This is a genomic window from Methanobacterium veterum (assembly GCF_000745485.1).
GTDB lineage: Archaea > Methanobacteriota > Methanobacteria > Methanobacteriales > Methanobacteriaceae > Methanobacterium_D > Methanobacterium_D veterum.
Window position 1 is genome coordinate 33623 of the sequence record NZ_JQJK01000017.1, and the last position, 24387, is coordinate 58009.

Below are 24387 nucleotides of genomic sequence, written 5' to 3' on the forward strand. Positions count from 1 at the left end.
TTCTTTAAACGTAATATTCACCCCGTTATTTGTTAGACTATTGTGTTATGATGATTCTATTTCAAATGTTTTTAACCTTTTGCAAAGTTTTTTTTCAATTTACACTAATTTTCATATATTTTCAATGAATTTTGCTCAAATTTTGCATGATCCTAATTCGCGAACTGCTGATTCCTGACGCTTCATATGCTCATAAAATCTGGACGGGAGATCATTTTTAATATCGGTTGTTGTCATACTTATTGTGTGGACTGTTAAAGCAGAAGTTATAGATTGTGCTTGAACAATTTACAAATTGCCAAACCAAAAGGAGAAATAAGATATGTATATAGAAAACGTAAAAAACGAGATGAACCTGCCGGAAACGGTGAAAATATTTGACACAACGCTAAGAGACGGTGAGCAAACACCAGGGGTTGCAATGACCGTAGATGAAAAGATACGAATTGCAAAAAGGCTTGATGAACTTGGTGTTAATGTAATAGAAGCTGGATTCCCTGCTTCATCCAGTGGTGAAGTAGAAGCAGCTGGTGAAATCCTTAAACTTGGGTTAAATGCCCAGATTTGTGGTTTGGCAAGACCATTAAAAGGTGATCTGGACGCAGCAATTGATGCTGACGTGGATTACATACATACGTTTATTGGTACATCTCCCCTTCACAGAGAATTCAAACTTAAAATGAGTAAAGAAGAGATTTTAAGTAAATCAGTAGATGCAGTAGAGTATATAAAAGATCATGGTATTGTAGCTGAATTTTCAGCAGAAGACTCTACAAGAACAGAACTTGATTATTTAAAGGAAATTTATAATGCAGTTGAGGATGCAGGTGTGGACTGCATCAATGTTCCAGATACTGTGGGTGTTATGGTCCCAACTTCTATGAAATGGCTTATAAGAGAACTTAAATCGGAACTGAAAGTTCCAATTAGCGTGCACTGCCATAACGACTTTGGACTTGCAGTTGCAAACTCTCTTGCCTCTGTAGAGGCAGGAGCTGATCAGGTTCATGCAACTATAAATGGATTAGGCGAACGAGCTGGAAACGCATCTCTGGAAGAGGTTGTAATGGCTCTTATCACTCAATACAACCTGAAAATGAATATTAAAACTGAAGGTCTTGTAAACCTTTCAGAATTTGTTTCAAGAATTACAGGGGTTAAAATGCCTCCAAATAAAGCTATTGTGGGAGAAAATGCATTTGCCCATGAGGCAGGAATACATGTGCATGGAGTGCTTGCAAAAGCGGAAACATACGAGCCAATAACGCCTGAAATGGTAGGTCACACAAGAAGAATAGTTTTAGGGAAACATACAGGTGCAAATGCTATAAAGGCAAAACTTGAAGAATATGGAATAGATTTAGATAAGAATCAATTTGATAAAGTATTTAATCAGGTTAAAGCACTTGGGGATAAGGGTAAATGTGTCACCGATGCTGATTTAAGGGCTATAGCTGAAAGTATTCTGGGAAGGGCAAAAGAAGAAATAGTAAAACTGGAAGGATTTTCAGTAATGACTGGAAACAGCGTACTGCCTACAGCTACAGTTAAGCTCAGCATTAATGGAAAAAGTAAAACCGCTGCAAAAACGGGTGTAGGTCCTGTAGATGCCGCAATAAATGCTATTCAACGTGCTGTAAGTGAAACTGCAGATATAGAACTTCAGGAATATAACATAGAGGCTATAACTGGAGGAACTAATGCTCTTGCTGAGGTATTTGTTATAATGGGGGATAAAGAAGGTAACAAAGCAACTGGACGATCTACAACTGAAGATATTGTCATGGCAAGTGTTGAAGCAGTCCTGGACGCAATAAACAAAATACTGATCTTAAGATAACTCTGGTTAGACAGTACCGCTATTTAAAGAATATTTAGGTTATATATGTTTTAAAATAGTAAGCGGGACTGTTTTAACATTTTTTTTATTTTTAAACTATTATTTCGTGTTTAAAATATTAATGCCATTGATTTTAGGATATTTAATAACACAAATTTAAATTTTTATGAGTGTATTAAAGTGTTTAAATGATCAAAGTATTAATATGCGTAAATGCAAAATGATAAATTAATTTGTAAAAGGTAGAGGCATGTCAATGAGTAACGCAAGAATTCTGGTTGTTGAAGATGAAAGGATTACCGCAGAGGACATAAAGGATGGCCTTAAAAGTTTGGGATACGAAGTACCTGCAGTGGTTCATTCGGGTGAAGACGCTGTTTGTAAAGCGACAGAGCTTCAGCCGGATCTTGTTCTTATGGACATTAAGCTTGAGGGTGAAATGGATGGTATAGAGGCCGCAGGAGAAATTAAAAAGCGCTTTGATATACCGGTTATTTATTTGACTGCATATTCAGATGAAGATACTTTAGAACGGGCAAGAAGGACAGAACCATCGGGTTATGTTCTTAAAGAACCTTCGGGATTTGTCCATAAACCATTTAAAGAGAGCGAATTACATACTATCATTGAATTAACTCTTTACAGGCATAAAATGGAAAAAAATCATGATCAATGGTTGGAGACAATGCTTGAAAGTGTAAATGAAGCTTTAATTGCCACAGATGAAAATGGAAAAATTAGATTTATGAACAGTATTGCAGAAGACATTACTGGATGGATACGGGAAGAAGCTGTTAACAGAGATTTAGTTGATGTTTTTAAAGTTCAAAAGGATGAATTCGACATTAACGAATTAAGAGTTGATGTTAGTGACTATTCCATGGATCGAATCATGTTAAACAATAAAAATGGGGCAAGAATTCCAGTTAAAGCTAATTTAAGCCATATTACTGATAATAAGGGAAATATAAATGGGATGACTTTAGTTTTCTGTAATTTAACATAATTGTTATAGGGGGTAAAATATGGCAGCCGCTCAAATTATGGTTGTTGAGGATGAGAGGATTACCGCAAAGGATATACAAAATGCACTGGAAAGTGCAGGATATGGAGTTGCCGATTTAGTTTTTTCTGGCGAGGATGCGGTTCGTAAGGCAGGGGAGCTTCAGCCGGATCTTGTTCTTATGGACATTAAGCTTGAGGGTGAAATGGATGGTATAGAGGCTGCAACACAAATCAGGGAACGTTATGATATTCCAGTAATTTATTTAACTGCATATTCAAATGCGGGTATTGTGCAAAGAGCTAAAATGACGGAACCTGCAGGATATCTTCTTAAAGAACAGTTTGGCTTTCTTACCAAGCCTTTTGAAGAGAGTGAATTGAACACTACCATAGAGATAGCTCTTTACAACCATAAAATTGAAAAAAGACTTAGAAATCGTGAACAATGGCTTGCTGCGATACTTAAAAGTGTAAGCGACGCTGTAATAGCTACAGATTCTAAAGGTAGGATTAAGTATATGAATCCTGTTGCTGAGGATCTTACAGGGTGGATACAGGAAGAAGCTATAGGTGAAGATTTGGATAAAATATTAAAAATTTTGAGTAAAGAATCCACAAACATTGAACAAGGGAATACTTCAACTGATTTCTTTGATAAAACGGTAATAATAGCTAAAGATGGAACTAAATTACTTGTAAGTGGCAGTACTACTCCTATTAAAGATGAAAAAGGTAATGCTGATGGTTTAGCTGTGGTATTTAGAAAGTACAGGTTAAATTAAATATTAATTTTATTCTCACGCTCATGCCCAGAATGTTGTGTAAATAATATCGTTTCATTTTCGTGTGTCTGGTTAATTAAATTGTATTTTTTAGGGTTAATTCCTATAATCAATTAAAATTACAATTTAACCTAAAGTATAACTCATGCACAGGTTCATGGACATGTAAAAATCTCTCAAAAAACCGAAGATTTTGTGAACATGAGCTTTATTTTAAATATAGATGATAATTGTAAATAATCTGGAAAATATGTTTTTTAGATGGGTTAGTAGTATCTTAAAGGATTTAAATCTCGGGATAAAACTAAAATAGATTTTAGATTGCCTATTATGATTAATTAATGAACTAAAAAGGCGGAATAATATAGTTCCTAATTAGTAATACTTGGGTCGGCAATATTAATCCCGATAAAAATAGTTAATTTAGTTTTAAAAACGATTTAAGAGATTTTTTGTCCAATATTGTATTATTAATGATTATCACATTTAATTATTGGCTGTAACCATTTTATTTTATTGATCCTGGAATTTAAAGTTGAGTATGCAAAACATAAACTATATATATTAATTAAGGAATTATAGTAATATTAGACCAAATTAACATGGTTATTCTTTGGAGGTAAAGTGATGTCAGAGGAAAATGTTGTATACATTGGAAATAAACCCGTAATGAACTATGTTTTAGCTGTCGTAACTCAAATGAACGGCGGAACTTCAGAAGTTATCTTAAAAGCACGTGGAAGGGCCATAAGCAGGGTGGTCGACGTCGCTGAAATCGTAAGAAATAGGTTCATATCGGATGTAGAACTCGGAACTATAGATATATGCACAGAAGAAATCATGAGCAACGAAGGCGCAGCAACAAACGTTTCAGCTATTGAAATACAGCTCACTAAATAATATTCTTGTTAGCTCCAAAAAAGAAACCAGATGGTTTCATTTTTCCTTTTAATTTTAGGTCTGTTTATCAAAACTTATTTTAAAGTATAATATTTTTTTAAAGATTAAAGTATTCCTTAATTTTAGGTTTAATAAAATCAGTATTTAATTTTAGTTTGTATTTAAGCGTTTATAATAATTTATTGAATATAAAAAAAGTTAAAAATGTCCTTATACTTACCCGTTGAGAATCAAATAAGGAGGCGGTAATTGATGATTCTCTTAATTTTAAAAGGCTGTATTTCCCACCCGCCGTAAGCATAAGAAATTTAATCATCTTAAAAATAATAAAAAAGTAGGATGGAAATTTAATTCCATCAACTATTTATTCTTTTTTACGACGTCCTCTTACAGACCTAAATGCTAAAAGTCCTACTATTACTACAATTACGATTGCACTAACGTAGTACAGGTAAACTGAAGTTGGGCCTGATTTTTTGTCGTAGTTAAGGGCGTACATGGAACCATCGGCAGCACCTACAAATATGTCATCTCCGTATATTATTGGGGTGCTGAATGCGGAATTAAAGAGGTAGTAACCTGGTGCGTAACTCCAGTCTTCTTTACCGCTGTATTTATTTAATACATAGACAGTTCCGCTGTCTGAGCCAACTACAACATCGTCTCTCATAAGTGCAGGGGTAGATTTTACGTTGCCTACACTGACAGACCATTTCAATGTTCCGTCTCTCATATCGAGGGAAGTTATGTTTCCGTTGTCAGATCCTACAAACAGGCTATTGTCATTTGGATCAAGGAGTGCTGATGATCTTACACTGTCATTAAAGTCGTACGACCATTTTATTGACCCATCATTTGTGTTCAGTGCATAAAAATTACCATTGTCTGTTCCAATGTATAATGTACCGTTGTATATGGCTGGGGAGGATCTCACTGCATTTCCAGTATCATATGACCATAACTTTGTACCATTCTTATTTACTGCATATACTTTTCCATCATCTGACCCAAAGAATACAGTTCCGTTATAAACTGATGGCGATGATTTTACAGCATTTTGAGTTTGGAACTGCCATTTAAGTGTCCCATTATCAAGGTCTAATGCGTATAATCTCTGGTCATCTGATCCAAAGTATACGGTTTCATTATCTGCTGCTGGGGATGATTCAATGGAATTTCCTGTCCTGTATTTCCATACAGAATCTCCATTTTTCTTATCCAACGCATAGAAATAACTATCCATGGATCCAAAGTAAACATTATCTCCTCTTACAACTGAAGAACCTGTTATATTTCCCTGGGTACTGTAATCCCAAACTTGAGTACCATCATTCAAGTTTAGAGCATAAAAGATTCCGTCTGTTGAACCGAAGTACATTAATTTGTCTGCAATTGAAGGAGCAGATAATATGGATCCCCCTGTTTTAAACAGCCATGCTGCCGGGGTGAAATCTGATGATTCATTTAAGTAACCGGTATGATCCAGGTTGTACTGGAACATTGGCCAATCGGCTGCTCCTACTGCGGACGCTATTGAAAGCGGACCTACTAAAAGGCACATTATGGTAAGTCCGATGATTATATTTTTTTTCACGACCATTTTAATTCACCTTAATTTTTTATTTATATATCCCTGTTAAATTTGGTAACTCCTAATGCGAAGAATAGCCCTGTAAATCCTAAAAGCACTGCTATATCTACCCATATTGCTCCAATACCTACTCCTTTTAACATTACTGCACGTAGTGCGTCATTTACGTAAGTTAATGGGAAGATGTAAGCAAGTTTCTGGAATATCCATGGCATTGTCTCAATTGGATAGAATACTCCTGATACAAACATCATGGGCATTGTAATTGGCATTACCATCTGCATGTAATCTTCCTGTGTCGAAACTCTGGCAGATATCATAACTCCAAAACCTACAAAGCACAATGCTCCAAGTATTAGGACCAGAAGTGTAAGTATCATACTTCCCTTTATTACAATTCCAAACAGGACTATAGCCGCTGCAATTAATATTAAAGCCCTTACAATTTCTATGGATAATTTAGAGATTATTTTACCTCCAACAACAGTTGCAATACTTGTTGGTGTCATAAATAATCTTGCAAGTTCTCCTCTTTCTCTTTCACCGGCTAAAGCATCTCCCATTCCGAACATACAACCAAACAGGACAGTCATACCAATTACAGCAGGTACTAGGAAATCAATGTACTTGACATCTCCGTACATTTTATTTATCTGCAGGTTGATGGAATCCATTACGTTCTGGAAATTAATTCCCTGTGAAGCAGCTGCAACCTGGTTAGATTGGACCTGTATTGCTGAAGAGGGGGTTAAGTTCATACCTTCTAGTTTTTGTACGCCCATCTTGTTGGATATTTGATTAAACAATGCTTGTGTAGCTGGAATAACTGCACTTGACGCCATCTGGTCTGATGAATCAACATCAACTACCACGCTCTTGGGCTGCGTACTGCTCATATCGTCGTAATTTGCAGGCAGAATTATGGCAGCTTTAACCTGACCGTTTTGAACCATCTCTTTTCCTTTATCTGGATCCGTTATTATATCCTTAACATCATACAGACTCATCCCCTTAATTGCATTAAGGGTTGCATCAGTTACCTGACCATGACTTTGTTCTACCACGACAACTGGAATATTTTCCAGTGTTCCGCCCATACCGTAACCGAAAAGGGTTATCATAATTATGGGGAATAAAAGTATTGAAATTAACCGTGGTGGATGCCTCCATAAGACTAGTAGATCTTTTTTAAACATCCACATAATTTTCTTAGTTTCCACCATCATCTACACCTTGTTCTTGTTTCTTTTTAGAAGTAACTCTCATGAAAACATCTTCTAAGGAAGGATCTTTTGTGGCTATGGAAGTAATATTTCCACCCTGCTCAATTATATCAGATATGACTTTACTTACAGCTTCATCTGAATCTTCTATATCCATAGTTATTCTTCCAGAAGCATGTTCTACTACATCGTGGACTATGGATAAATTATTAATGGTATTAAGCATTTCTTCGTTCTTATTGCTGATCATAACACTTAATTCTTTTAAATCAATGTTATTATTACTCATATTGCCTTTTATGTATTCAACTGCCTTTTTATCATCAGGATCGGTCTCTTCAAGGATTTTTTCCAGGGCTTGGGAAACATTTGAGTCAACTCTTGAGTTTTCTTCTTTAATTTCTTTAATCATAGTATCCTTAAGTCCTTGAGGAGTATCAAAAGCAGCAAGCTTTCCTTGGCTGACAATTCCCACATCATCACAGAGTAGCTCTACTTCATACATATCGTGAGAACATAATATGATTGTATGTCCGTTAGAGTTCAGTTCTTCAACTAAATCCCATAAAACTCTTTTAGTTGTAGGATCTAAACCGATTGTAGGTTCGTCTAAGAATAATATTTCTGGCTGGTGTATTAAACTGGCTACTACGGAAGCCTTTTGTTTCATACCTCCTGAAAGCTGTTTTACAAGCTTATTTTCAGCGTATTTAATATCCACCATTTCCATGAGTTCATCGGCTCTGCTTATTTTCAGGTCTTCTGGAAGACCATAAAAGTCAGCACAGAGATGTATGTTTTCTTTAACTGTAAGGTCACCGTAGAGACTTACCAGTTGAGGAACCATTCCAATTTTCTGTCTAACTTCATTAGGATTTTTTAGAACGTCATAACCTGACACTTTTGCAGTTCCAGATGTTGGAAGGATTAAACATGTAAGCATTTTTATTGTGGTAGTCTTTCCAGCACCATTTGGACCTAGAAATCCGAAGATAGTCTTATCTCGGACTCTCATGTTCAGTGCATCGACAGCTAAAAAATCATTATTATACCTTTTTGTAAGGTCGAATGTTTCTATAGCGTATTTCATAAATATAACTCCTATTATTCATTATTATCTTCAACATCTATCATATCTTTAAAAAATTCCACCCAGAGACTTGATTTATTTTTTTTAGCAAATTTTCCCATTTTTCTGAATCTGGAAAGAGCTTCTTCACCTTCTGTGGTTATTTCATAGTATTTTACCCTTCGTTTTCCATGATGCTCCCATGATCCTTTTATCAAGTTATTTTTCTCTAGATCATGCAGTACGGGGTATATTTTGCTGGCACTGGGCATTTTAGTATTATATGGGGCGGTAGATTCATGAAATTTGGTCATTATTTCGTATCCATGCTGTCTTTTTTTGCTGATAAGCCACAGAATCATAGTATTACCAAAACCTCTCATTAACCCTCTAATAAGCTTTTTTTCGTAATTAGACATGCTATTGAATAGCTCTTTATGGGCTTTCATGCATTTAATTCTTTTTTCTTCATCTAAATTATTTTCTGGGCTAGATTCATTTGAATTATCCACATTGGGTGTTCCATCATCGTCCATCCATTTACCTCCTATACCTCATTTTATGATATATCCAAATTTGATATGTAAGAAAATAATATATCTATTTTCTATATAAAAGTTTTGGATATATCTAAAAAAATAATATGTTTAGGCTTACCTAAACTATTCCAAAATACAGTACATCGATATATGATATAAATTTTTTGGTAAGCCTAAAAAATCGAATTATAAAAATAGGTAACCAGTTAACAGATTATTTTATCTAAGAGGGATAACTGCCATGTTTTAATTTATTACATGAGATACAACAAGCAAAATATGATGATTCTAAACCTTAAATAAGCATTAAATTATTTAATTTGTAAATACAAATATTAAATAATATAATGTGAATGATTATAGCAATTACGAATATTACAACATTTAAAGATCTAAAGAAGTTAATTTCAAAAATTGTAGTTAGTATGGTTTTATATGAGGGGGTTAGTAAAATGAAAATTGGATTTTCAACGCTGGCACTTTTTATGAATTCAATGGAACATTTTTTAGAAACAGCTACAAATGACGGCTTTCAATTAATGGAAATGCTGTGTGAAGGCCCTTATTGGCCTAGAAACATGCTGATCATGGACAAAAAGGAGTTTGAAATATTTAATTCTTATGATGTCTCTGTATTTTTACATGCTCCTACCATAGATCTTAATCCTGCAAGTCTAAATCCGGGGATCAGGGAAGAAACATTGAAACAGCTTAATGAAACGGTTGATTTGGCCGTAAAAATTGGGGCAAAAGCTATTACAACACATCCTGGCATGATTAATAGGCTTGAAGATAGAATAAGAGAATGGGGAATGGTTTATTCAATCGAAACACTTCAAGAAGCCAATGATTACGCAGAAGATAGGGGCATTAAGTTTTCAGTTGAAAATATGCCTAATAGGTATGCATATTTCTGTAACAGTGCTGAAGAGCACGAATTTTTTGTTAAAGAGAGTGGTTCTTATGCTACTGTAGATACGGGGCATGCAAATACATCTGATGATCCGGCATCTTTTTTTAAAATGAAAAAAATCATTTATTATCATTTAAATGATAATGACGGCAAAAAAGACCAGCATTTAGCACTTGGTGAGGGGACTTTTGACTTGTCACTGCTTAATGGGGTTAATAACGGCATTATAGAATTAAATAACTACGAAAATATTCTAAAAAGTAGGGATCTGCTTGTTTCATTGGGCCAGAGCATTTCTGATGTAAATGCTAAATAGTTAGGGATATGTTATTTGAGTTAAGTTTATTAGAAGTAGAGACATGTTTGCTTGAATGGGAATATTCCTGCAGATAGAATATGATTTGAAGATAATATTTAATTGGAAAGATTATATCGAATGAAACATTTTTTAATGTAAATATGTGATTGTTTGGCACAGAGCGTTTCTAAATGGGTTAGGTAAAGATTAAAGTTTAGTTTAGTTGAATATAATCATGATTGAAGGTTTTCAAATAATGATTTTTGTTTTTATCAAATCAGTATCCTCCCAATGTAAATTCAAAACAAATTTAAACTTTAAAGAATATATCAGAAGTTGAATATGGATAATTAACGTTTTAAAATAATAATATTTATCAGGTGATACCATGGCAAGTGAAGTTTATTTTTCTGATTTTAGATCGAGAAGCAGCAGGGAAAATAAGGTAAGTAAAATAAAAAAGATTTTTAATGCTGCAGGGTTTGCTAATGTTTTAGATGAAAGTGATTTAACTGCAATTAAGCTTCATTTTGGAGAGAAAGGGAATGATTCTTATATAAATCCAGTATTTGTAAGGCAAATTGTCGATAAAGTAAAACAAAATGGGGCCAAACCTTTTGTAACTGATACTAACACACTTTATTTTGGACACAGACACAACTCCGTTGATCACCTCCAAACAGCGATACAGCATGGCTTTAATTATGCAGTTCTGGATGCTCCTATTATAATTGCAGATGGAATTTTAGGAAATAATGAGACCAGAATTGAAATTAACAAAAAGCATTTTAAAGAAGTTAAAATTGCAGGAGACATCGAAAAATCCGACAGCATGATTGTAATGTCTCATTTTAAAGGACATGGTATGAGTGCATTTGGGGGAGCGATAAAAAACCTTGCTATGGGATGTGCTTCTGCTTTTGGTAAAATAGAGCAGCATGGATGCGCTAAACCAATAGTAAAAGGTGCATGCACTGCTTGCGGTAAATGTATGTCTGTCTGCCCTGAAGATGCAATATACATTGAAGACGGGAAGTCATTTATAGACTACGACAGATGTATTGGATGTAATTTCTGTATTGAAGTATGCCCTGATTCAGTTATAGACCTTGATCTTGAGAAGATACCTGAATTTATTGAAAAAATGGTAGAATATGCATACGGTGCTGTTAAAAATAAACATGACAAGGTATGCTACATTAATTTCCTTATGAATATCACTCCAGATTGTGATTGTGTCCCGTGGAGTGATGCCCCAATTGTTCCAGATATAGGAATTCTTGCATCATTTGATCCAGTTGCAATAGATGCTGCAAGTATTGACCTGGTAAATGAACAGTGCGGATTTGAAAACTCGCTTTTACACCACAACTTCCATAAAGGGGAAGATAAATTTAAAGGAGTTTATGAAGGCATTGATGGAAGAATTCAGCTTAAATATGGGGAAGAAACCGGACTTGGAAGTGCAGATTACGAGTTAATTAGAATGTAATTGAATGTTGGATAGAACTGAATTAGTCAGCATGTTTTTATAAAAGATTCAAAAATTTAAACTATTTTAAAAAATTTTTAAAGCAGGTGCAGCATGGCATATGGAGATATAGATGCATGGGAAACAACTGGCCGTATTGAGACTCTTGTAGATGGGATTTTTGCAATTGCGTTGACTTTACTGGTTTTAAACCTTAGTATTCCTCAGTTAACAAATTCTATGTCTAATATTGCTGTTGAAGACTATTTAATTGGTTTGATACCGGATTTATTTACATATGCCTTGAGTTTTGTCATCCTGGCCATCTTCTGGAGGATAAACCACCAGCAGTTTTACAGGATTAAACGTGCTAACAATGTACTGCTGTGGATAACTGTTATATGGCTTCTATTTGTTGCCCTGGTTCCATTTTCAACCTCACTTATGGGAGGGTATGGTGAGACCCAGGCTGCCAATATATTTTTTAATATTAATCTACTTTTAATTGGGATATTTTCAGGGTTAATATGGTATTATGCAACAAAAAAAGATTTTATAGAAGAATTAAGCCGTGAAAAAATAATTGAACTTAACAAATTAAATTTGATGCTGCCCATTGCGGCATTAATTGCAATTGGGGCCTCTTTCATAATTCCTGCATTCAGTACCATTACTTATCTGGCCATTCCTCTAATTAAAAGGATAATAAGGGCTTAGTCGTGTATTTTAATATAAAAATTAAAAAAGGGTTTTAAACAGTTTTATTAAGGACGGCATTTAAAATTTAAATGATAGTTTAAGCCATGTAAAAAGAATTTACAGGGCTAATTTGCACTTGAATTCACATTTAAAACGCTGCCATTTGAAAGTAAAACACTATCTTCTGGAATATAGTCAATTTCAATTAGTACTCCCTTTAGCTGGCAGTCTATAACATGCCCTCCTGAATTTTTATCTTCACTTATGAAGTGGAAATGGTAATCGTTCAGGTTCACGTCACTTGCATATTGTGGGCACCAGAACCCGACCATAGTTCCAGTAATATTGTTGAAATTGAAAATAGTTTGATTTTCCAAGGCGGTAGTTAGATCAGGATAAGGTTTGTTTTGTTTTGGTGGACTGCGCGCTTTAACGCTGTTAAATGTTCCAATTACCTTAATTGAATAGAACATATTTTTAGAAGGCACTGTGGCATTTAAAAGCTGTTCAAGCTGTGTTAGATTCATACTTGAATTTAAAATAAGTATTTTATCAGTTTTAAACGGCACTGTCATTGCAAATGGAGTGTTTGCAGAATCATTCATAAGATAAACAGTTCCATTTGATTTTATCTGGTATATATTATCGTTTAGTTCAATCATTTCTCCGTCCAGGCCATTGAACGTTCCTATTCCTGTATCTCCATGCGTTCTTAACGCACCTATAGTCCAGTTCCCGTCAAAATTGCCTGCAGATAATGAATTAAGTGTTGATACCTGGAAAATAGAATTATCATTTGTTACTTGTGGAGAAGCACCATAAACTGCTCCTGCCCCTAAAACTAATATCATTAAAATTGCTGTAAATAGATAATATTTCTTTGCCATGGGAGTATGTTGTATTGAATTAATTATATATAGTTTCAGTATAATTAGGGATAATAATTCCTGAAAATTAATGACTTATTGGACTGTTGATATCTAAAAATCAATATCCAATACCTCTCTAATATTCTCCACAATGACATCTGCAGAGTCGTAAACCATCTGAGGATTCTTTTCTTTTTGCTGTACGGTAAGAACCCCAATATCTGCTTCTTTAAGTGCAAGGACGTCATTTACGCTGTTTCCGACCATCATAACGTCATAGTTCCTTTTAAGTCCCTTTACAATTTCCATTTTTTTCCAGGAGTCTGCGGTGTCAAAAACATTTTCTTCAGGGATTCCGATGTACCTTGCAAGCGCTTTTAAAGACCCTTTTCTATCTCCTGAGGCGACAAATATATGAATATCTCTTTTTTGCAGCTCTTTAACCACATCTCGCACTTCTGGAAATACTCTTCCTCCGGAGGTGACTGTAAATTCGATCTTTCCCTTGTTCAAATCCACTATAAATCCAGATCCACTGCATACCTGTATATTGTAACCTTTGGCTGTTACTGCCCTTATTGTATCCTGGATATCACTTACTTTAGATTCATCGCCGGTAACGGCTTCAATTAATTCCTTTTTTTTGATTTCAACAGTTGAATAGCTTATATCAATATGGATGTCGTTCCTTTTAATGAACTGACATATTCTCTGGTCTGGTTTCGCATTAATTATGCATTTTGAAGGGTCTGTTTGTATAACTACAAGTGCTCTTGCACTATTGCTGTCTACAATGTCCAGCGAACTTACAGTATCAAATATTTCGCCTGTTTGAATGTCTTTTACAGCTCTATATCTTTCAATAAGTGTTCCTGAATTATCGAATACAATTGCTTTCATATTATCAACTGTTATTTGCAGATTATCATTTTTTTAATATGAATTTTAATTCAACTAAGTAAGTATTGTAAAAAAAATTATTTATCATTATTGTTTATTGGATCTAATTTACAATTTTTAACATCTATATGTTTTATGGGCATTTGTATTAATGGAATAAATTAGACTTTTTGGATATTTTAAATGTTTTGAAATCATTTTTTGAGTTATAGTTGGTTAATAACAAATTAAAAACGTTAATAGTAATTTTAATATTATATTTTCAAAATGTGACTATTATCACAAATTAATAATAAATAAATATATATCTATAATAATATAATACTATTAACAGGGAGAGTATAACTCAAAATAGGGGCACGGTTCCAATTAATAATAAAAATCCCATTTTTTGTATAAATTGGCAACTTAAATCCTCAAAACTTAATAAAAACATTTATAAATTTATGTCAGTACTGTGACTGTAATCACAAATCTGTAATAAAATTTCATTCATTAGTGATTATAGTGTTTATTTATCCAGAAGAGGATGATAAGAAATGAAATTAGAAATGATTCTTAAATTTCTTATTTTATTTGCAGCTATAATGCTATTTATCTTCCCTACATCTGCAGAGGGTTCTTTAACATCTTCACAAACTGTAAGTGTAACTATTCCTGAGACTACTGCAGTCTCAGCAAATTATGGAAACAGTTCAACAATATTTATTGGTCCCATATCTCCTGGTACTAATAAGATCACCATTAAAAATGTATATTTTGCAAACCCCTCAAATGTAGATACAGAAATCTGGATTAAAGCAAGTGGTGACCTTACAGGTACAAGTACAGCAAGTACGATAAGCTTGTCTAATCTGAAATATATTATTCCAGGTTTGGGCTCAGCTGGAGAATTAACGGATCAATACACCAAAGCATGTGTGCTTAAAAAACCGAAACAGGGAAGTAGTAATTCAGAAATGGGCGTGGATTTACAGTTAAAAATTCCGTATGGAACAACTCCAGATACCTACACAACAACAATCTATTTCACATCCCTAAAATGTAACTCTGATGCACCAGTATGAGATCAAACATCAGATAAAATTAGAAAGTATAGCGGTATTATCGTCTTTACTTTCTAATACCTCCTTCAATCTAATACAAGACTTAAATGTACATATTACTATTTTTATATATAAAATAGATTGATTAAATTAGAAAATTCCATTTATAATTCTCTGTCTGGTTATTTGTAGTATTTAAGGGAATATTTAAATGTTTTATCAATAATTTAATCAATAATAATTATTTTTAATACATAAAATTATAATAATCATAAAATTCAACTATATTATAAAGAAAGGAGAGGATATAGTTGGAAATTAGAGTTAAAGTTGGAGATGAGAAAGCATCAACAATTCGAAATTTGCTGAATAACGGCTTAAGGGGTAAATACGCTTTACAATCTGTAACTGAGGATAAAGGAAAAGGTGAGTTTATTTTTCAATATAAAAAGATGAAATAATTATATTTTGTATATAAACATGATTTACATAATTCTATTTACTTTAACAGGCTGAACATTTTTTAAATTTTATATATATGTTTTAAAATGGATTTATCTGAGAAACAATGAAATAAACACCAAGTAGAATAAGGAATACTCCGCAAATTACCATTACTGCCTTATAGGTTTCATCGTTCATGAATTTTGATCCTCTGCTTGATGCGAACGAGACTACGCTGAACCATGAAAGATCAGCTGACCAGTGGCCAATTGAAAATGCTAAAATGCCAATAATCCCTGCCAGTGCTAATCCTTTAAACATGAACGCCAGGCCAATCGTTCCCCACCATATAAAAAAATAAGGGTTGGAGATACTTGTTATAACTCCCTTAATAAAAGATCCGTATTTGTGGTTCCTGTCTTCCTCAGTTTTGATATTTGACAAAGTGGTATTTGATCTGGATGTACTGTATCCCATAAATATGAGAATTGTACCTCCAAATATTCCAATGATAAAAGCCGCAGTTTGAGAACCTAGAATCTGGCCTAAACCTGCCAAAATGACGATCATCATCAGTATTTCTGTCATTATGTGGCCTAAGATAATTATAGGGCCTGTTTTAAACCCTTTTTTAACAGAGTCAGAAACTGTTACAGTGAACATGGGTCCTGGGACTAATGCACCAGATAGTCCGACTCCAAATGAAGTTAATGCAAATAAAGCAATTTCAATCAATTAAATCACTAAAATGGGTGTTCTTTTGAAAATTATAAATTTTCAACTGTAAAACCATCAAACACATATCGTGTTGGGGGCATGCAAAAACAAAAGGTTTTTGCGTTGCGAATTGAAAATTTTTTACATGTTTGAAAATCATTATGAAAATCCATTTGTAATTTAAATACTATTAACTAATATTGAATTTACACTCACATAAAAACTCCAGTATAATAAAAGATCAACACCAAAAAATAGATAAAAACATATAATTTAACATGTTATTTTTCATTTAAAACTTTCATTATCTCGGATAAATGATAATTAATGACCTTCATCTGGTCTTCATTTAATGGCCGGGTCCGTGTCAAATACCTAAAACGTTCGAATACATGTCCCATTTTATTGATTACGTCGTTTATATAAATTTTCTCTTCGAACATTTCATCACCAGTTTTACTTTGTTTTCAATGCTGATAAATGTAACTATGTTTAAACGTAGTGTTAATGTTAATGCAGGTACAGGCCATCTTGGTTTCTTTGTATCTTAGGGGTTCAGATGCTTAAATCAAGATCAACATAAAAAAATAAGGGAGAGTAAATTTACTCCAGAAAATTCATTTTCTGTCCAATACCTTTTTGAAGAGCCTTCTCATACACGTTCCATGCAGTAACTATATCCTGAACTGCAAGCCCTGTTGAGTCAAATACTGTAATTTCTTCGTCTGAGGTTCTACCTGGAATGGAACCTATTATTACATCCCCAATTTTACCGTGGATGTCCCTTTGTCTTACAATACCCTCCTGGACTGGAATGTTAATTTCACCACTGTGGCTTGCCTGATCCCAGCAGTCAATTATAATTTTAGATTTTTGGAGTATGTGGCTGTCTAGTTCCTGCTTACCTGGAGCATCAGCCCCCATTGCATTAATATGGGTCCCTGGACTTACCCATTTTGATTTAACGACAGGTTCTCGTGCGGGCGTAGTAGTTAACAGCACATCAGCACCCTGTACCGCTTCTTTTATAGTATCAACAGCTTTAACCGGAATTCCATATTTTTCAGAGGCTTTTTGAGCAAATGATTCCCTTGTTTGGCAGGTTCTGCAGGAAACCCTTACTTCTTTAATGTCCATTACTTCCATTATAGCTTCAAGTCCCGTTGCTGCCTGAACTCCGGCACCTACAAGTCCTAAAATTTCAGAATTGTCTCTTGCGAGGTATTTTGTGGCAACTCCAGCTGCGGCACCAGTTCTCATATCTGTAATCCATGTCCCATCCATCACTGAAACTGGAAAACCTGTTTTGGGGTCTACAAGCTCGATCATTGCCATGACCGTTGGCAGGTTGTGTTTTCGCGGGTTGTCTGGATGCACATTTACATTTTTAACTCCGGATTCATTTAGTCCCCTGACAAAACATGGCATTATTCGGAGATCTCCCCTAAATTTTTTGTAGAATATGTATTCTTTGGGAGGCATCTGGACTTTACGCTCCGCATGAAACTCATATGCAGTTTCGACATTTTCAATAATCTCTTTCATGGTTGTGAGTTCTTTAACCTGGCTTTGATTTAGAAGTATTGTCTCTGACATAAGTACACCTCTTATAATTATGTACTCTTTTGTTGTTATAGCTTCTTAAATTTAGCGATTTGTGTATAAAAGATCATGTTTTGTGAACTAAATATAAAATGTGCATAATTTTGAATTTAATAAATAAAAAAATCAAATATGCGTGGTAACGCAGTGTTCCTCATGTTTAGTCGGTTTTATTGGTATTAACAGGGAGCATATTAGGCCTATGATTAGCACTAAGGTTACCACATTAAATGCATCTTTCATAGCATTTGCTTTTTGATGATCTTCAGTTACTCCTGTCCCTTCTATAATAGGTATATTCAAAGCGTTTAATTTCTCAAACCATCCATGATTATTATTTCCATAGGAATTGCCTGCAGGTAAATCATACATAGCTCCGCCTCCTAAAGTACCAAAACTTCCAAGTATTAATATTACTCCAAGAACGGCGGTTCCAAGTGAAGAGCCAAGGTTAATGCCGGTGTTTAAAATCCCTGAAGCGTCAGGCTGTTGGTCTTGCCTGGCAGCTGCAAAGATTATATTTGCTGAATGGGGGAAAACAATTCCCATTCCTATTCCAAGGAATAGTACGCCTGGAATCATGTCCATAACCGTTGTGGAAGGACTGAAAATAAGGCTCAAATATATGCTTCCTGCTAAAGATGCTAAAAATCCAATAGAAAGTATATAACGCGGCTGCATTCTTGTTGAAACCTTTCCTGCTGTAAATGACATTGTAAAAATGCCTATGCTCATGGGTATCAGGGTTAAACCGGTTATTAATGGACTGGTTCCTATAACACCCTGTAAAAACACCGGAATAACGAAAGTCACCCCTCCAATTGTGAAATTCATTATTAATCGGGTTATGTTCCCTAAGGTGAAAGAATGATCTTTAAAGAGGGTAATATCAAGTAAAGGCATTTTATTCCCTTCAATCCTTCTTTTCTGGGTGAAATAAAATATAGTCAAGAGAATTATTCCAATTATAATGGATAAAATCGCAGTGTTCCAACTTGAAGGGTTGTTAAGTAGCAGCACGCCTATAACCAGCAGAAATATGCCCAGTGAAGAATTTATTGCCCCTAAAACATCTATTTCACGCCATTTTATGACGGGTGGGAATACATCGATCTCTTTTGAAAACAGGAGTATCGCAATGATTATAACCAGTTCAAGTGCAAAAGCGTAACGCCAGGAGTAGTAAGTTGTTAAAAATCCGCCTATAATTGGCCCGATAGTCCCTGCTCCTGAAGCCATGGAACTTATTATTCCCAGTGCGAAGGCTCTTTTTTCTCCCCCGTAAGTTCCGGAGATTATGGAGGTAGTAGCAGGCATCATAAGTGCAGCCCCTACTCCTTCAAGTATGGACCATCCGAGCAGAAGCATGGCGCTGTTTATACTTAAAGCTGCGACTATTGTACCTGCTCCATAGATAGAGGCACCCATAAGGAATGTTTTTTTCCTCCCAAAAACATCCTGCAGCTTCCCTCCAAAGAGCATTAATGAGGCCATAACCAGGGAGTAAATCGCGATTATGGCTTGAATAGTTTGAATAGTAGTATTCAAATCTCTTATTAGGGTATAAATTGCTACATTTAAAAATGTTTTATCTATAACTATGGTAAAGACAGATAGGGTAACAATTATAAGGGTTAACCATTCACTTTTTGATTTTTCCGCCACTATGAATGTCCTCCACGGATTTAATTAAAATAATTGAAGTTAAATTATGCATTTAAGTAACATATTTTGTTTAATCTCTATTATTTTTGTTTTTCATTTAATTAATTTTTATACATTGAAGTAAAAAGTAAATATGTGGTTAAATGAACCTAATGTCCACATTTTTGACTTTAGTGCACTTAACGATTTATAATAATTAAAAATAGGTTAATATGTAGAAATAGTAGTATGAATAATCATATTCATAAATTTGAGCGTTATTAAAGCTTAAATTATTTTTTTTAAATAACTTTAAATTTATTTTTAAATAAATCAATATTTAACTGAATTTTAAGTCATAATATAAATTTCCATGTTTAAAGGTATTTAAATGAATTCCAATTTAAATAAGCGCTTCTGGGAAGTGGACTCCCTGCGTGGACTTGCAATAGTAATGATGGTAGTGTTCCATTTTATATTTGACTTGAATTATTTTGGAATTTACAGTTTCAACATATATTCCGGATTTTTATGGTGGTTTGCACGTATAACTGCATCTATGTTTATTTTTGTAGTGGGAGTATCTTTAAGTCTTAGTTATACAAGAACAACGCTTTCAAAGTATCATCTAACTGAAAAAGAGCTTTTTTTGAAGTATTTAAATAGAGGGCTTAAAATATTTTCTTAGGGGCTTTTAATTACCGCCGCTACATGGATATTTATTGGGGATGGATTCATTGTATTTGGAATTCTTCACTTTATAGGAATAGCTATCATTTTAGAATACGTGTTTATAAAACGTAAGTATCTTAACTTGTTTGTGGGGATGCTATTTATTGCAGCAGGGATTTTCTTAATGGGTTTTAGATTTGATTTTTACGGCCTTTTATGGCTTGGATTTATTCCAAGTAATTTTTACTCTGTGGACTATTTCCCACTGCTGCCCTGGTTAGGAATAGTTTCTTTGGGGCTATTTCTTGGAAATACACTTTATGAAAAATATGTAAGGCAGTTTAAACTGCCTGATTTGTCCAATAATTTGATTGTGAAGATATCAAGCTTTTTAGGGAAACATTCACTGCTTATTTATTTAATTCACCAGCCTATAATAATTATACTGCTGTATCTTCTTGGCCTCATAGATATCAGTTATTTCTTCAATACCATTTAATTGGGACAAATTTATCTTTTAATTGATTATTATATATGTCAATGACGCGTGTTTTTATATTAGTTATATTTACAGTCTGTAATTGTATTTTAAATCTTATTTTGGATATAATAAGATTTAAAGAGCATCGAAAAGTAGATATTGTAATAATATCCCAATATAATTGATTATATAACTAAAAATGAAGAATTATAATCCTTTTAGTTTGATACTTTATTTTTACATGTTTTTATAATTTTAAAACCATATTAACTAACTATAATACTTTATTATGTGATTAATTTCACAAATTAGTACAAAATATTGTTATTATTTTTTTACTGTAAAAAAAACGTATAAATTGCTGTTTTTTGTATTAATTCTTTTTAAGCTTATTTTTTTATTACTTTAATTTCACAAACTCATTTTTTAATATTTTTATGGATGTGAATTTAATATCTTTAATGGAGGCGATATTATTGATTAAAAGCAGGTTAAAGATTTCTATTTTAATTTTGATATTTTTAATTAGTACAATATCCAGTGCAGCAGTTATAAGTGCAAGTATTAATCAAAGTCGATCTTTAAATATTACTGATGAAGATATACTAACAAATGATACAAATCAGACGGAAAACAGTACTAATCAGACTACAGATAACCAAACGATTAATCAAACAATGGATAATCAGACAAGAGATGCATTGATATCTAATCTAAGTCAAAGTGTTGGCGAATTAAATATAATGTGTAATGAATCTAACGAAACTGCGATAGCGGAATATTCTGGTCAAAAACTCCAAGAGCTTAAATCTAGTGTTAATAGTTCTAATATGAGTTCTACAACTAAAAAAAAGCTTCTTTTGAATATAAATACTGCATTACAAACAAATAATGCAGCAATTAACTCTATAAATGATGTAAATGAAGAACAAGCTAAATCTGAACTCCAATATGAATATAACTTATTAAATCAAATTAATGCTCAAATAGCCGCTGCAAATGGGACTGTAATAAGTACTAATGATGCTGATAATTTAACCAATAAAGTTAATCAAATTAAAGCGGGACATGAAAATGGAAATGCATGGATTGTAGAAAATAATCCAGATATGCAAATTACACAAACAACCCAATATTATGCAAAAATTCAGGATAAAATTGATGAAATAAAAAACATTACAGCTCAATTGAAAGCAGGTGGAGTTTCAATGGAGGTAAAAATCGTAGATGCATCTGATCTCCAATTGACAGAAAATGGAACATATACTCTAAAAGGTAATTCATCTACTAATGTAAATGGAACACTTAAAGCGCATGCGTTTATTCCACTTATAGTAATTGCAGTTGCGGGAGTTATGATAACTATAAATTCATATGCGATGGCTTCAATAGATACTGATGCAGAAGTAGAATATCTTGAAAAAACAGAAGGCCCTGTTTGTCAGGATTGTAGAAATAAGATGTTTGAACTAAATTTTGCTGGAATATTTTTAGGTACCGTGATTACATGGGGTATAGCTATTGAATGTATGGATTCTGTTATCTTAGCCGAATATGGACTTGGGATTTTGGATTATCAAGATTTTATAAGTGAAATTTCAGGAGCAGTACTTGCAGGGGCATTTAAAACAGCAAATGATGCAGTAGGAGATGGTTGTGATCATGAATGGTGCATTTTTTATAAATTTAAGTATTATGATCTTTCGGGGGAATTGAATCCACCAATTACGGCGTTTTTGAATGAGCCTAATACAATAAATGTGACTGTATTTACCAATAAGTGGGGTAACATTAATAAATCGTTTGATGTTTCATTGTATGTTAATAGTACGGATGGAACTGGTGGGAACCCTATGCAATATCAGCTTGTAAGTACTCAAAGAGTGAATGGTTTAAATGGAAAAAGTAATATTACATTACCTTTTAGTTGGACTCCTACGGTACGTGGAACTAATTCATTGAAAGTTGTTGTTGATGAGGGCAATGAAGTTAATGAAACAGATGAGGGTAATAATGGGGCATATGGCACTGTAAATGTTATGGCAATAGATAGAATGCAACTTATTAATACAACTTCAGAACCTTCTAGTAATGATCCAAATCAACCTCGTTCTATTACGTATTACTTCAAAGCGGATCATCCTTTATTGCTTGATCCTGGAGTATTCATTAGAACGCCTACATTTGTCTATGAGACTACTAATCCTGTATATAGTCCAGATGGTTTCCAGGTGTTTTATCCATATGGTGCCATATGGCAATACTATTCAGATTCTCCAGATGGACCATGGAATGCATGTTTCTCTAATCCATATGTAACATGTGAACCTAATGTCACAAGTTACTTCGTAACTCATTGGGCCTCAGGGTCTGGATATCATCAGTACTTTGCTGTGAAGATGATGGTCCATTCAAGTGATTACTGGGGAGATAGTATACTGAAAACAAGATTAGAAAATTTCTACGCTATAGAAAATAAATAAAAAGATTGAAAGCATTGTTTTTCAATCATATTTTTTAGAGAGGAAATATTGATATGAAATGTAAAAACTGTGGAGCAGAAAATCCAGATGGAGAAAGGTACTGTAAAAAGTGCAAAAAAGCTTTTTATGAAGAATTATCTTTTAAAAATGCAATTTATGGGGTAATATCTGGACCTAATTGGTTTAGTATAGAAGTTGGAGTTATAATTGCTTCGATAATAGCTTTTGTTGGCTATTTTATTACAGGTCCTGAAAATATTTTCTTTTACAGTCTTTTACCTGCATCACTTGTGGGCGGCGGTGTTACAAGTATTTTATCTTATAATAGAAATATAAGGGCTGCTTATGATTATTTGCCTTCTTTAAATGGGACATTAACAGGGTTGATAATAGGTTTTGCAGGCGTATTTCTTTTTATGACTTCAATTGGAGATTCAAATGGATCTATTTTTCTTCTTTTCATGCCTAGTTATGCAATTTGGGGATTTTTAGGAGGAATAATAGGTACTTTTGTAAATGTAATAAGAGAAAAAAACATTAAATTGATAATACCTTTTATAATGGGTTTAATTGTTATAGCTGTTTTTATAGGATATTCTCTTAACCAATCTGACATGGATGCAGAATACAAAGATTCATTGGGAGATCAAATTTATTATTTAGCTTTTGATGATTTAATGCAACCTGAAGCAGATTCTATTTTAAATGCAAAGGTCAACAGCACTCAACAGAAGATAAAAAATTTGAAAGAAGCCCAAGAAAGATATCAAGAAATGAAAATTATAACTAAAAAAGCACAAGCGTCTAATTACCAAATGATCAACAATACAATGTCAACTAACGAAAAAGAATATGCTCAAGCTTTAGGAGAATATATCAACTTAAAATATAATTATTACAGTGAAATGGAAACTGGTATAAGTTTAGCTATAAATGGGGATACAAATGGGGCAAGGATGCACTATCAAACTGCTCAAGATTTGATATCTAAGATACAAAGTCAAGAAAACTCACTTAAGACAATAGTCAACAAAAATCCTCAACTCAAACAATATATGGAAGATCAGGCAGTATATATCGAAAAAGCAGCTAAAGAGGACAAATCTAAAAATAAAACATTCATTTAATAGAAATTTAAACATTCATTTTATATTTTTTAATTTTAACGAGGAGATGGTATCTATGTAGGTTGTTACTTT

At 33.5% G+C, this 24387-nt stretch carries 21 protein-coding genes and 1 pseudogene; 12 read left to right on the forward strand and 10 right to left on the reverse strand.

Translation table 11 applies throughout. The features are described 5' to 3' along the window. Positions 1-322 precede the first annotated feature (322 nt). The 4 genes from EJ01_RS09890 (at position 323) to albA (ending at position 4527) form a co-directional block, all read left to right on the forward strand. Positions 323-1840, forward strand: coding sequence for a 2-isopropylmalate synthase (locus tag EJ01_RS09890; protein WP_048081927.1), 1518 nt, complete (start codon positions 323-325; stop codon positions 1838-1840). 250 nt (positions 1841-2090) lie between these two features. Next, the gene (locus tag EJ01_RS09895; protein ID WP_245611193.1) at positions 2091-2846 is read left to right on the forward strand and encodes an ATP-binding response regulator; all 756 of its coding nucleotides are present in this window, start codon (positions 2091-2093) and stop codon (positions 2844-2846) included. Positions 2847-2865: 19 nt separating this feature from the next. Then, positions 2866-3627, forward strand: coding sequence for an ATP-binding response regulator (locus EJ01_RS09900; protein WP_048081929.1), 762 nt, complete (start codon positions 2866-2868; stop codon positions 3625-3627). Between the two features lie 627 nt (positions 3628-4254). Continuing rightward, entirely contained in the window at positions 4255-4527 is a 273-nt protein-coding gene (gene albA / locus EJ01_RS09905; RefSeq protein WP_048081930.1) for a DNA-binding protein Alba, read from the forward strand. A 364-nt stretch (positions 4528-4891) separates the two neighbouring features. Here the strand turns inward: albA and EJ01_RS09910 are convergent, their stop codons facing one another. From EJ01_RS09910 to EJ01_RS09925, 4 genes are read right to left on the reverse strand one after another with little or no spacing between them, the layout of a single operon-like run. Beyond that, the gene (locus tag EJ01_RS09910) at positions 4892-6127 is read right to left on the reverse strand and encodes an outer membrane protein assembly factor BamB family protein (protein ID WP_048081931.1); all 1236 of its coding nucleotides are present in this window, start codon (positions 6125-6127) and stop codon (positions 4892-4894) included. A gap of 23 nt (positions 6128-6150) precedes the next feature. Then, complete coding sequence (locus EJ01_RS09915) at positions 6151-7341, reverse strand: ABC transporter permease (RefSeq protein ID WP_048081932.1); 1191 nt, start codon at positions 7339-7341, stop codon at positions 6151-6153. After that, the gene (locus tag EJ01_RS09920) at positions 7328-8431 is read right to left on the reverse strand and encodes an ATP-binding cassette domain-containing protein (protein WP_048081933.1); all 1104 of its coding nucleotides are present in this window, start codon (positions 8429-8431) and stop codon (positions 7328-7330) included. The genes EJ01_RS09915 and EJ01_RS09920 overlap by 14 nt, the downstream gene beginning before the upstream one ends. A 14-nt stretch (positions 8432-8445) precedes the next feature. Next, positions 8446-8946 carry a PadR family transcriptional regulator gene (locus EJ01_RS09925; RefSeq protein WP_245611194.1) on the reverse strand — a complete coding sequence of 167 codons (501 nt, stop codon included), beginning with the start codon at positions 8944-8946 and terminating at the stop codon, positions 8446-8448. Positions 8947-9401: 455 nt separating this feature from the next. On the opposite strand from EJ01_RS09925, the gene EJ01_RS09930 reads away from it, so the two are divergent. The 3 genes from EJ01_RS09930 (at position 9402) to EJ01_RS09940 (ending at position 12348) form a co-directional block, all read left to right on the forward strand. Continuing rightward, the gene (locus EJ01_RS09930) at positions 9402-10178 is read left to right on the forward strand and encodes a sugar phosphate isomerase/epimerase family protein (RefSeq protein WP_048081934.1); all 777 of its coding nucleotides are present in this window, start codon (positions 9402-9404) and stop codon (positions 10176-10178) included. Between the two features lie 370 nt (positions 10179-10548). Further along, on the forward strand, positions 10549-11652 hold the full coding sequence (locus EJ01_RS09935; protein WP_048081935.1) for a DUF362 domain-containing protein: 1104 nt from the start codon (positions 10549-10551) through the stop codon (positions 11650-11652). Positions 11653-11745: 93 nt separating this feature from the next. Next, positions 11746-12348, forward strand: a complete 603-nt coding sequence (locus EJ01_RS09940) for a TMEM175 family protein (RefSeq protein WP_048081936.1) — start codon at positions 11746-11748, stop codon at positions 12346-12348. A 107-nt stretch (positions 12349-12455) separates the two neighbouring features. On the opposite strand, the gene budA is transcribed toward EJ01_RS09940, so the two are convergent. Both budA and EJ01_RS09950 read right to left on the reverse strand, forming a co-directional pair. Further along, positions 12456-13217: an acetolactate decarboxylase gene (gene budA / locus EJ01_RS09945; RefSeq protein ID WP_048081937.1), complete on the reverse strand. Its 762-nt coding sequence runs from the start codon at positions 13215-13217 to the stop codon at positions 12456-12458. Positions 13218-13310: 93 nt separating this feature from the next. After that, a complete protein-coding gene (locus EJ01_RS09950; RefSeq protein WP_048081938.1) occupies positions 13311-14099 on the reverse strand; it encodes an HAD family hydrolase in 789 nt (262 codons plus the stop codon). A 539-nt stretch (positions 14100-14638) separates the two neighbouring features. Between EJ01_RS09950 and EJ01_RS09955 the strand changes: the two genes are divergently transcribed. Together EJ01_RS09955 and EJ01_RS17285 are read left to right on the forward strand one after the other, a co-directional pair. Continuing rightward, positions 14639-15166, forward strand: a complete 528-nt coding sequence (locus tag EJ01_RS09955) for a hypothetical protein (RefSeq protein ID WP_048081939.1) — start codon at positions 14639-14641, stop codon at positions 15164-15166. Between the two features lie 290 nt (positions 15167-15456). Beyond that, positions 15457-15606 carry a hypothetical protein gene (locus EJ01_RS17285; protein ID WP_157197611.1) on the forward strand — a complete coding sequence of 50 codons (150 nt, stop codon included), beginning with the start codon at positions 15457-15459 and terminating at the stop codon, positions 15604-15606. An 82-nt stretch (positions 15607-15688) separates the two neighbouring features. On the opposite strand, the gene EJ01_RS09960 is transcribed toward EJ01_RS17285, so the two are convergent. The 4 genes from EJ01_RS09960 to EJ01_RS09970 form a co-directional block, all read right to left on the reverse strand. After that, the gene (locus tag EJ01_RS09960; protein ID WP_048081940.1) at positions 15689-16324 is read right to left on the reverse strand and encodes a LysE family translocator; all 636 of its coding nucleotides are present in this window, start codon (positions 16322-16324) and stop codon (positions 15689-15691) included. Between the two features lie 263 nt (positions 16325-16587). Then, positions 16588-16749: a hypothetical protein gene (locus EJ01_RS17535; RefSeq protein WP_169740459.1), complete on the reverse strand. Its 162-nt coding sequence runs from the start codon at positions 16747-16749 to the stop codon at positions 16588-16590. Positions 16750-16909: 160 nt separating this feature from the next. Then, positions 16910-17902 (reverse strand): alanine dehydrogenase, encoded by a 993-nt coding sequence (ala, locus tag EJ01_RS09965; protein WP_048081941.1) that lies wholly within the window; start codon positions 17900-17902, stop codon positions 16910-16912. A gap of 132 nt (positions 17903-18034) precedes the next feature. Continuing rightward, a complete protein-coding gene (locus tag EJ01_RS09970) occupies positions 18035-19573 on the reverse strand; it encodes an MFS transporter (RefSeq protein WP_048081942.1) in 1539 nt (512 codons plus the stop codon). A gap of 370 nt (positions 19574-19943) precedes the next feature. On the opposite strand from EJ01_RS09970, the pseudogene EJ01_RS09975 reads away from it, so the two are divergent. The 3 genes and pseudogenes from EJ01_RS09975 to EJ01_RS09985 all read left to right on the forward strand — a co-directional run bounded on the left by EJ01_RS09975 (position 19944) and on the right by EJ01_RS09985 (position 24315). Next, positions 19944-20723: pseudogene (locus tag EJ01_RS09975) on the forward strand (heparan-alpha-glucosaminide N-acetyltransferase). 458 nt (positions 20724-21181) lie between these two features. Continuing rightward, positions 21182-23188, forward strand: a complete 2007-nt coding sequence (locus tag EJ01_RS09980; RefSeq protein ID WP_048081944.1) for a CARDB domain-containing protein — start codon at positions 21182-21184, stop codon at positions 23186-23188. A 53-nt stretch (positions 23189-23241) separates the two neighbouring features. After that, positions 23242-24315 (forward strand): hypothetical protein, encoded by a 1074-nt coding sequence (locus EJ01_RS09985; protein WP_048081945.1) that lies wholly within the window; start codon positions 23242-23244, stop codon positions 24313-24315. Positions 24316-24387: the final 72 nt, after the last annotated feature.

Coding starts and splice junctions, on each gene's coding strand:
- EJ01_RS09890 (WP_048081927.1), top strand. CDS start 323: ATGTATATAGAAAACGTAAAAAACGAGATGAACCTGCCGGAAACGGTG.
- EJ01_RS09895 (WP_245611193.1), top strand. CDS start 2,091: ATGTCAATGAGTAACGCAAGAATTCTGGTTGTTGAAGATGAAAGGATT.
- EJ01_RS09900 (WP_048081929.1), top strand. CDS start 2,866: ATGGCAGCCGCTCAAATTATGGTTGTTGAGGATGAGAGGATTACCGCA.
- albA (WP_048081930.1), top strand. CDS start 4,255: ATGTCAGAGGAAAATGTTGTATACATTGGAAATAAACCCGTAATGAAC.
- EJ01_RS09910 (WP_048081931.1), bottom strand. CDS start 6,127: ATGGTCGTGAAAAAAAATATAATCATCGGACTTACCATAATGTGCCTT.
- EJ01_RS09915 (WP_048081932.1), bottom strand. CDS start 7,341: ATGGTGGAAACTAAGAAAATTATGTGGATGTTTAAAAAAGATCTACTA.
- EJ01_RS09920 (WP_048081933.1), bottom strand. CDS start 8,431: ATGAAATACGCTATAGAAACATTCGACCTTACAAAAAGGTATAATAAT.
- EJ01_RS09925 (WP_245611194.1), bottom strand. CDS start 8,946: ATGGACGATGATGGAACACCCAATGTGGATAATTCAAATGAATCTAGC.
- EJ01_RS09930 (WP_048081934.1), top strand. CDS start 9,402: ATGAAAATTGGATTTTCAACGCTGGCACTTTTTATGAATTCAATGGAA.
- EJ01_RS09935 (WP_048081935.1), top strand. CDS start 10,549: ATGGCAAGTGAAGTTTATTTTTCTGATTTTAGATCGAGAAGCAGCAGG.
- EJ01_RS09940 (WP_048081936.1), top strand. CDS start 11,746: ATGGCATATGGAGATATAGATGCATGGGAAACAACTGGCCGTATTGAG.
- budA (WP_048081937.1), bottom strand. CDS start 13,217: ATGGCAAAGAAATATTATCTATTTACAGCAATTTTAATGATATTAGTT.
- EJ01_RS09950 (WP_048081938.1), bottom strand. CDS start 14,099: ATGAAAGCAATTGTATTCGATAATTCAGGAACACTTATTGAAAGATAT.
- EJ01_RS09955 (WP_048081939.1), top strand. CDS start 14,639: ATGAAATTAGAAATGATTCTTAAATTTCTTATTTTATTTGCAGCTATA.
- EJ01_RS17535 (WP_169740459.1), bottom strand. CDS start 16,749: ATGTTCGAAGAGAAAATTTATATAAACGACGTAATCAATAAAATGGGA.
- ala (WP_048081941.1), bottom strand. CDS start 17,902: ATGTCAGAGACAATACTTCTAAATCAAAGCCAGGTTAAAGAACTCACA.
- EJ01_RS09985 (WP_048081945.1), top strand. CDS start 23,242: ATGAAATGTAAAAACTGTGGAGCAGAAAATCCAGATGGAGAAAGGTAC.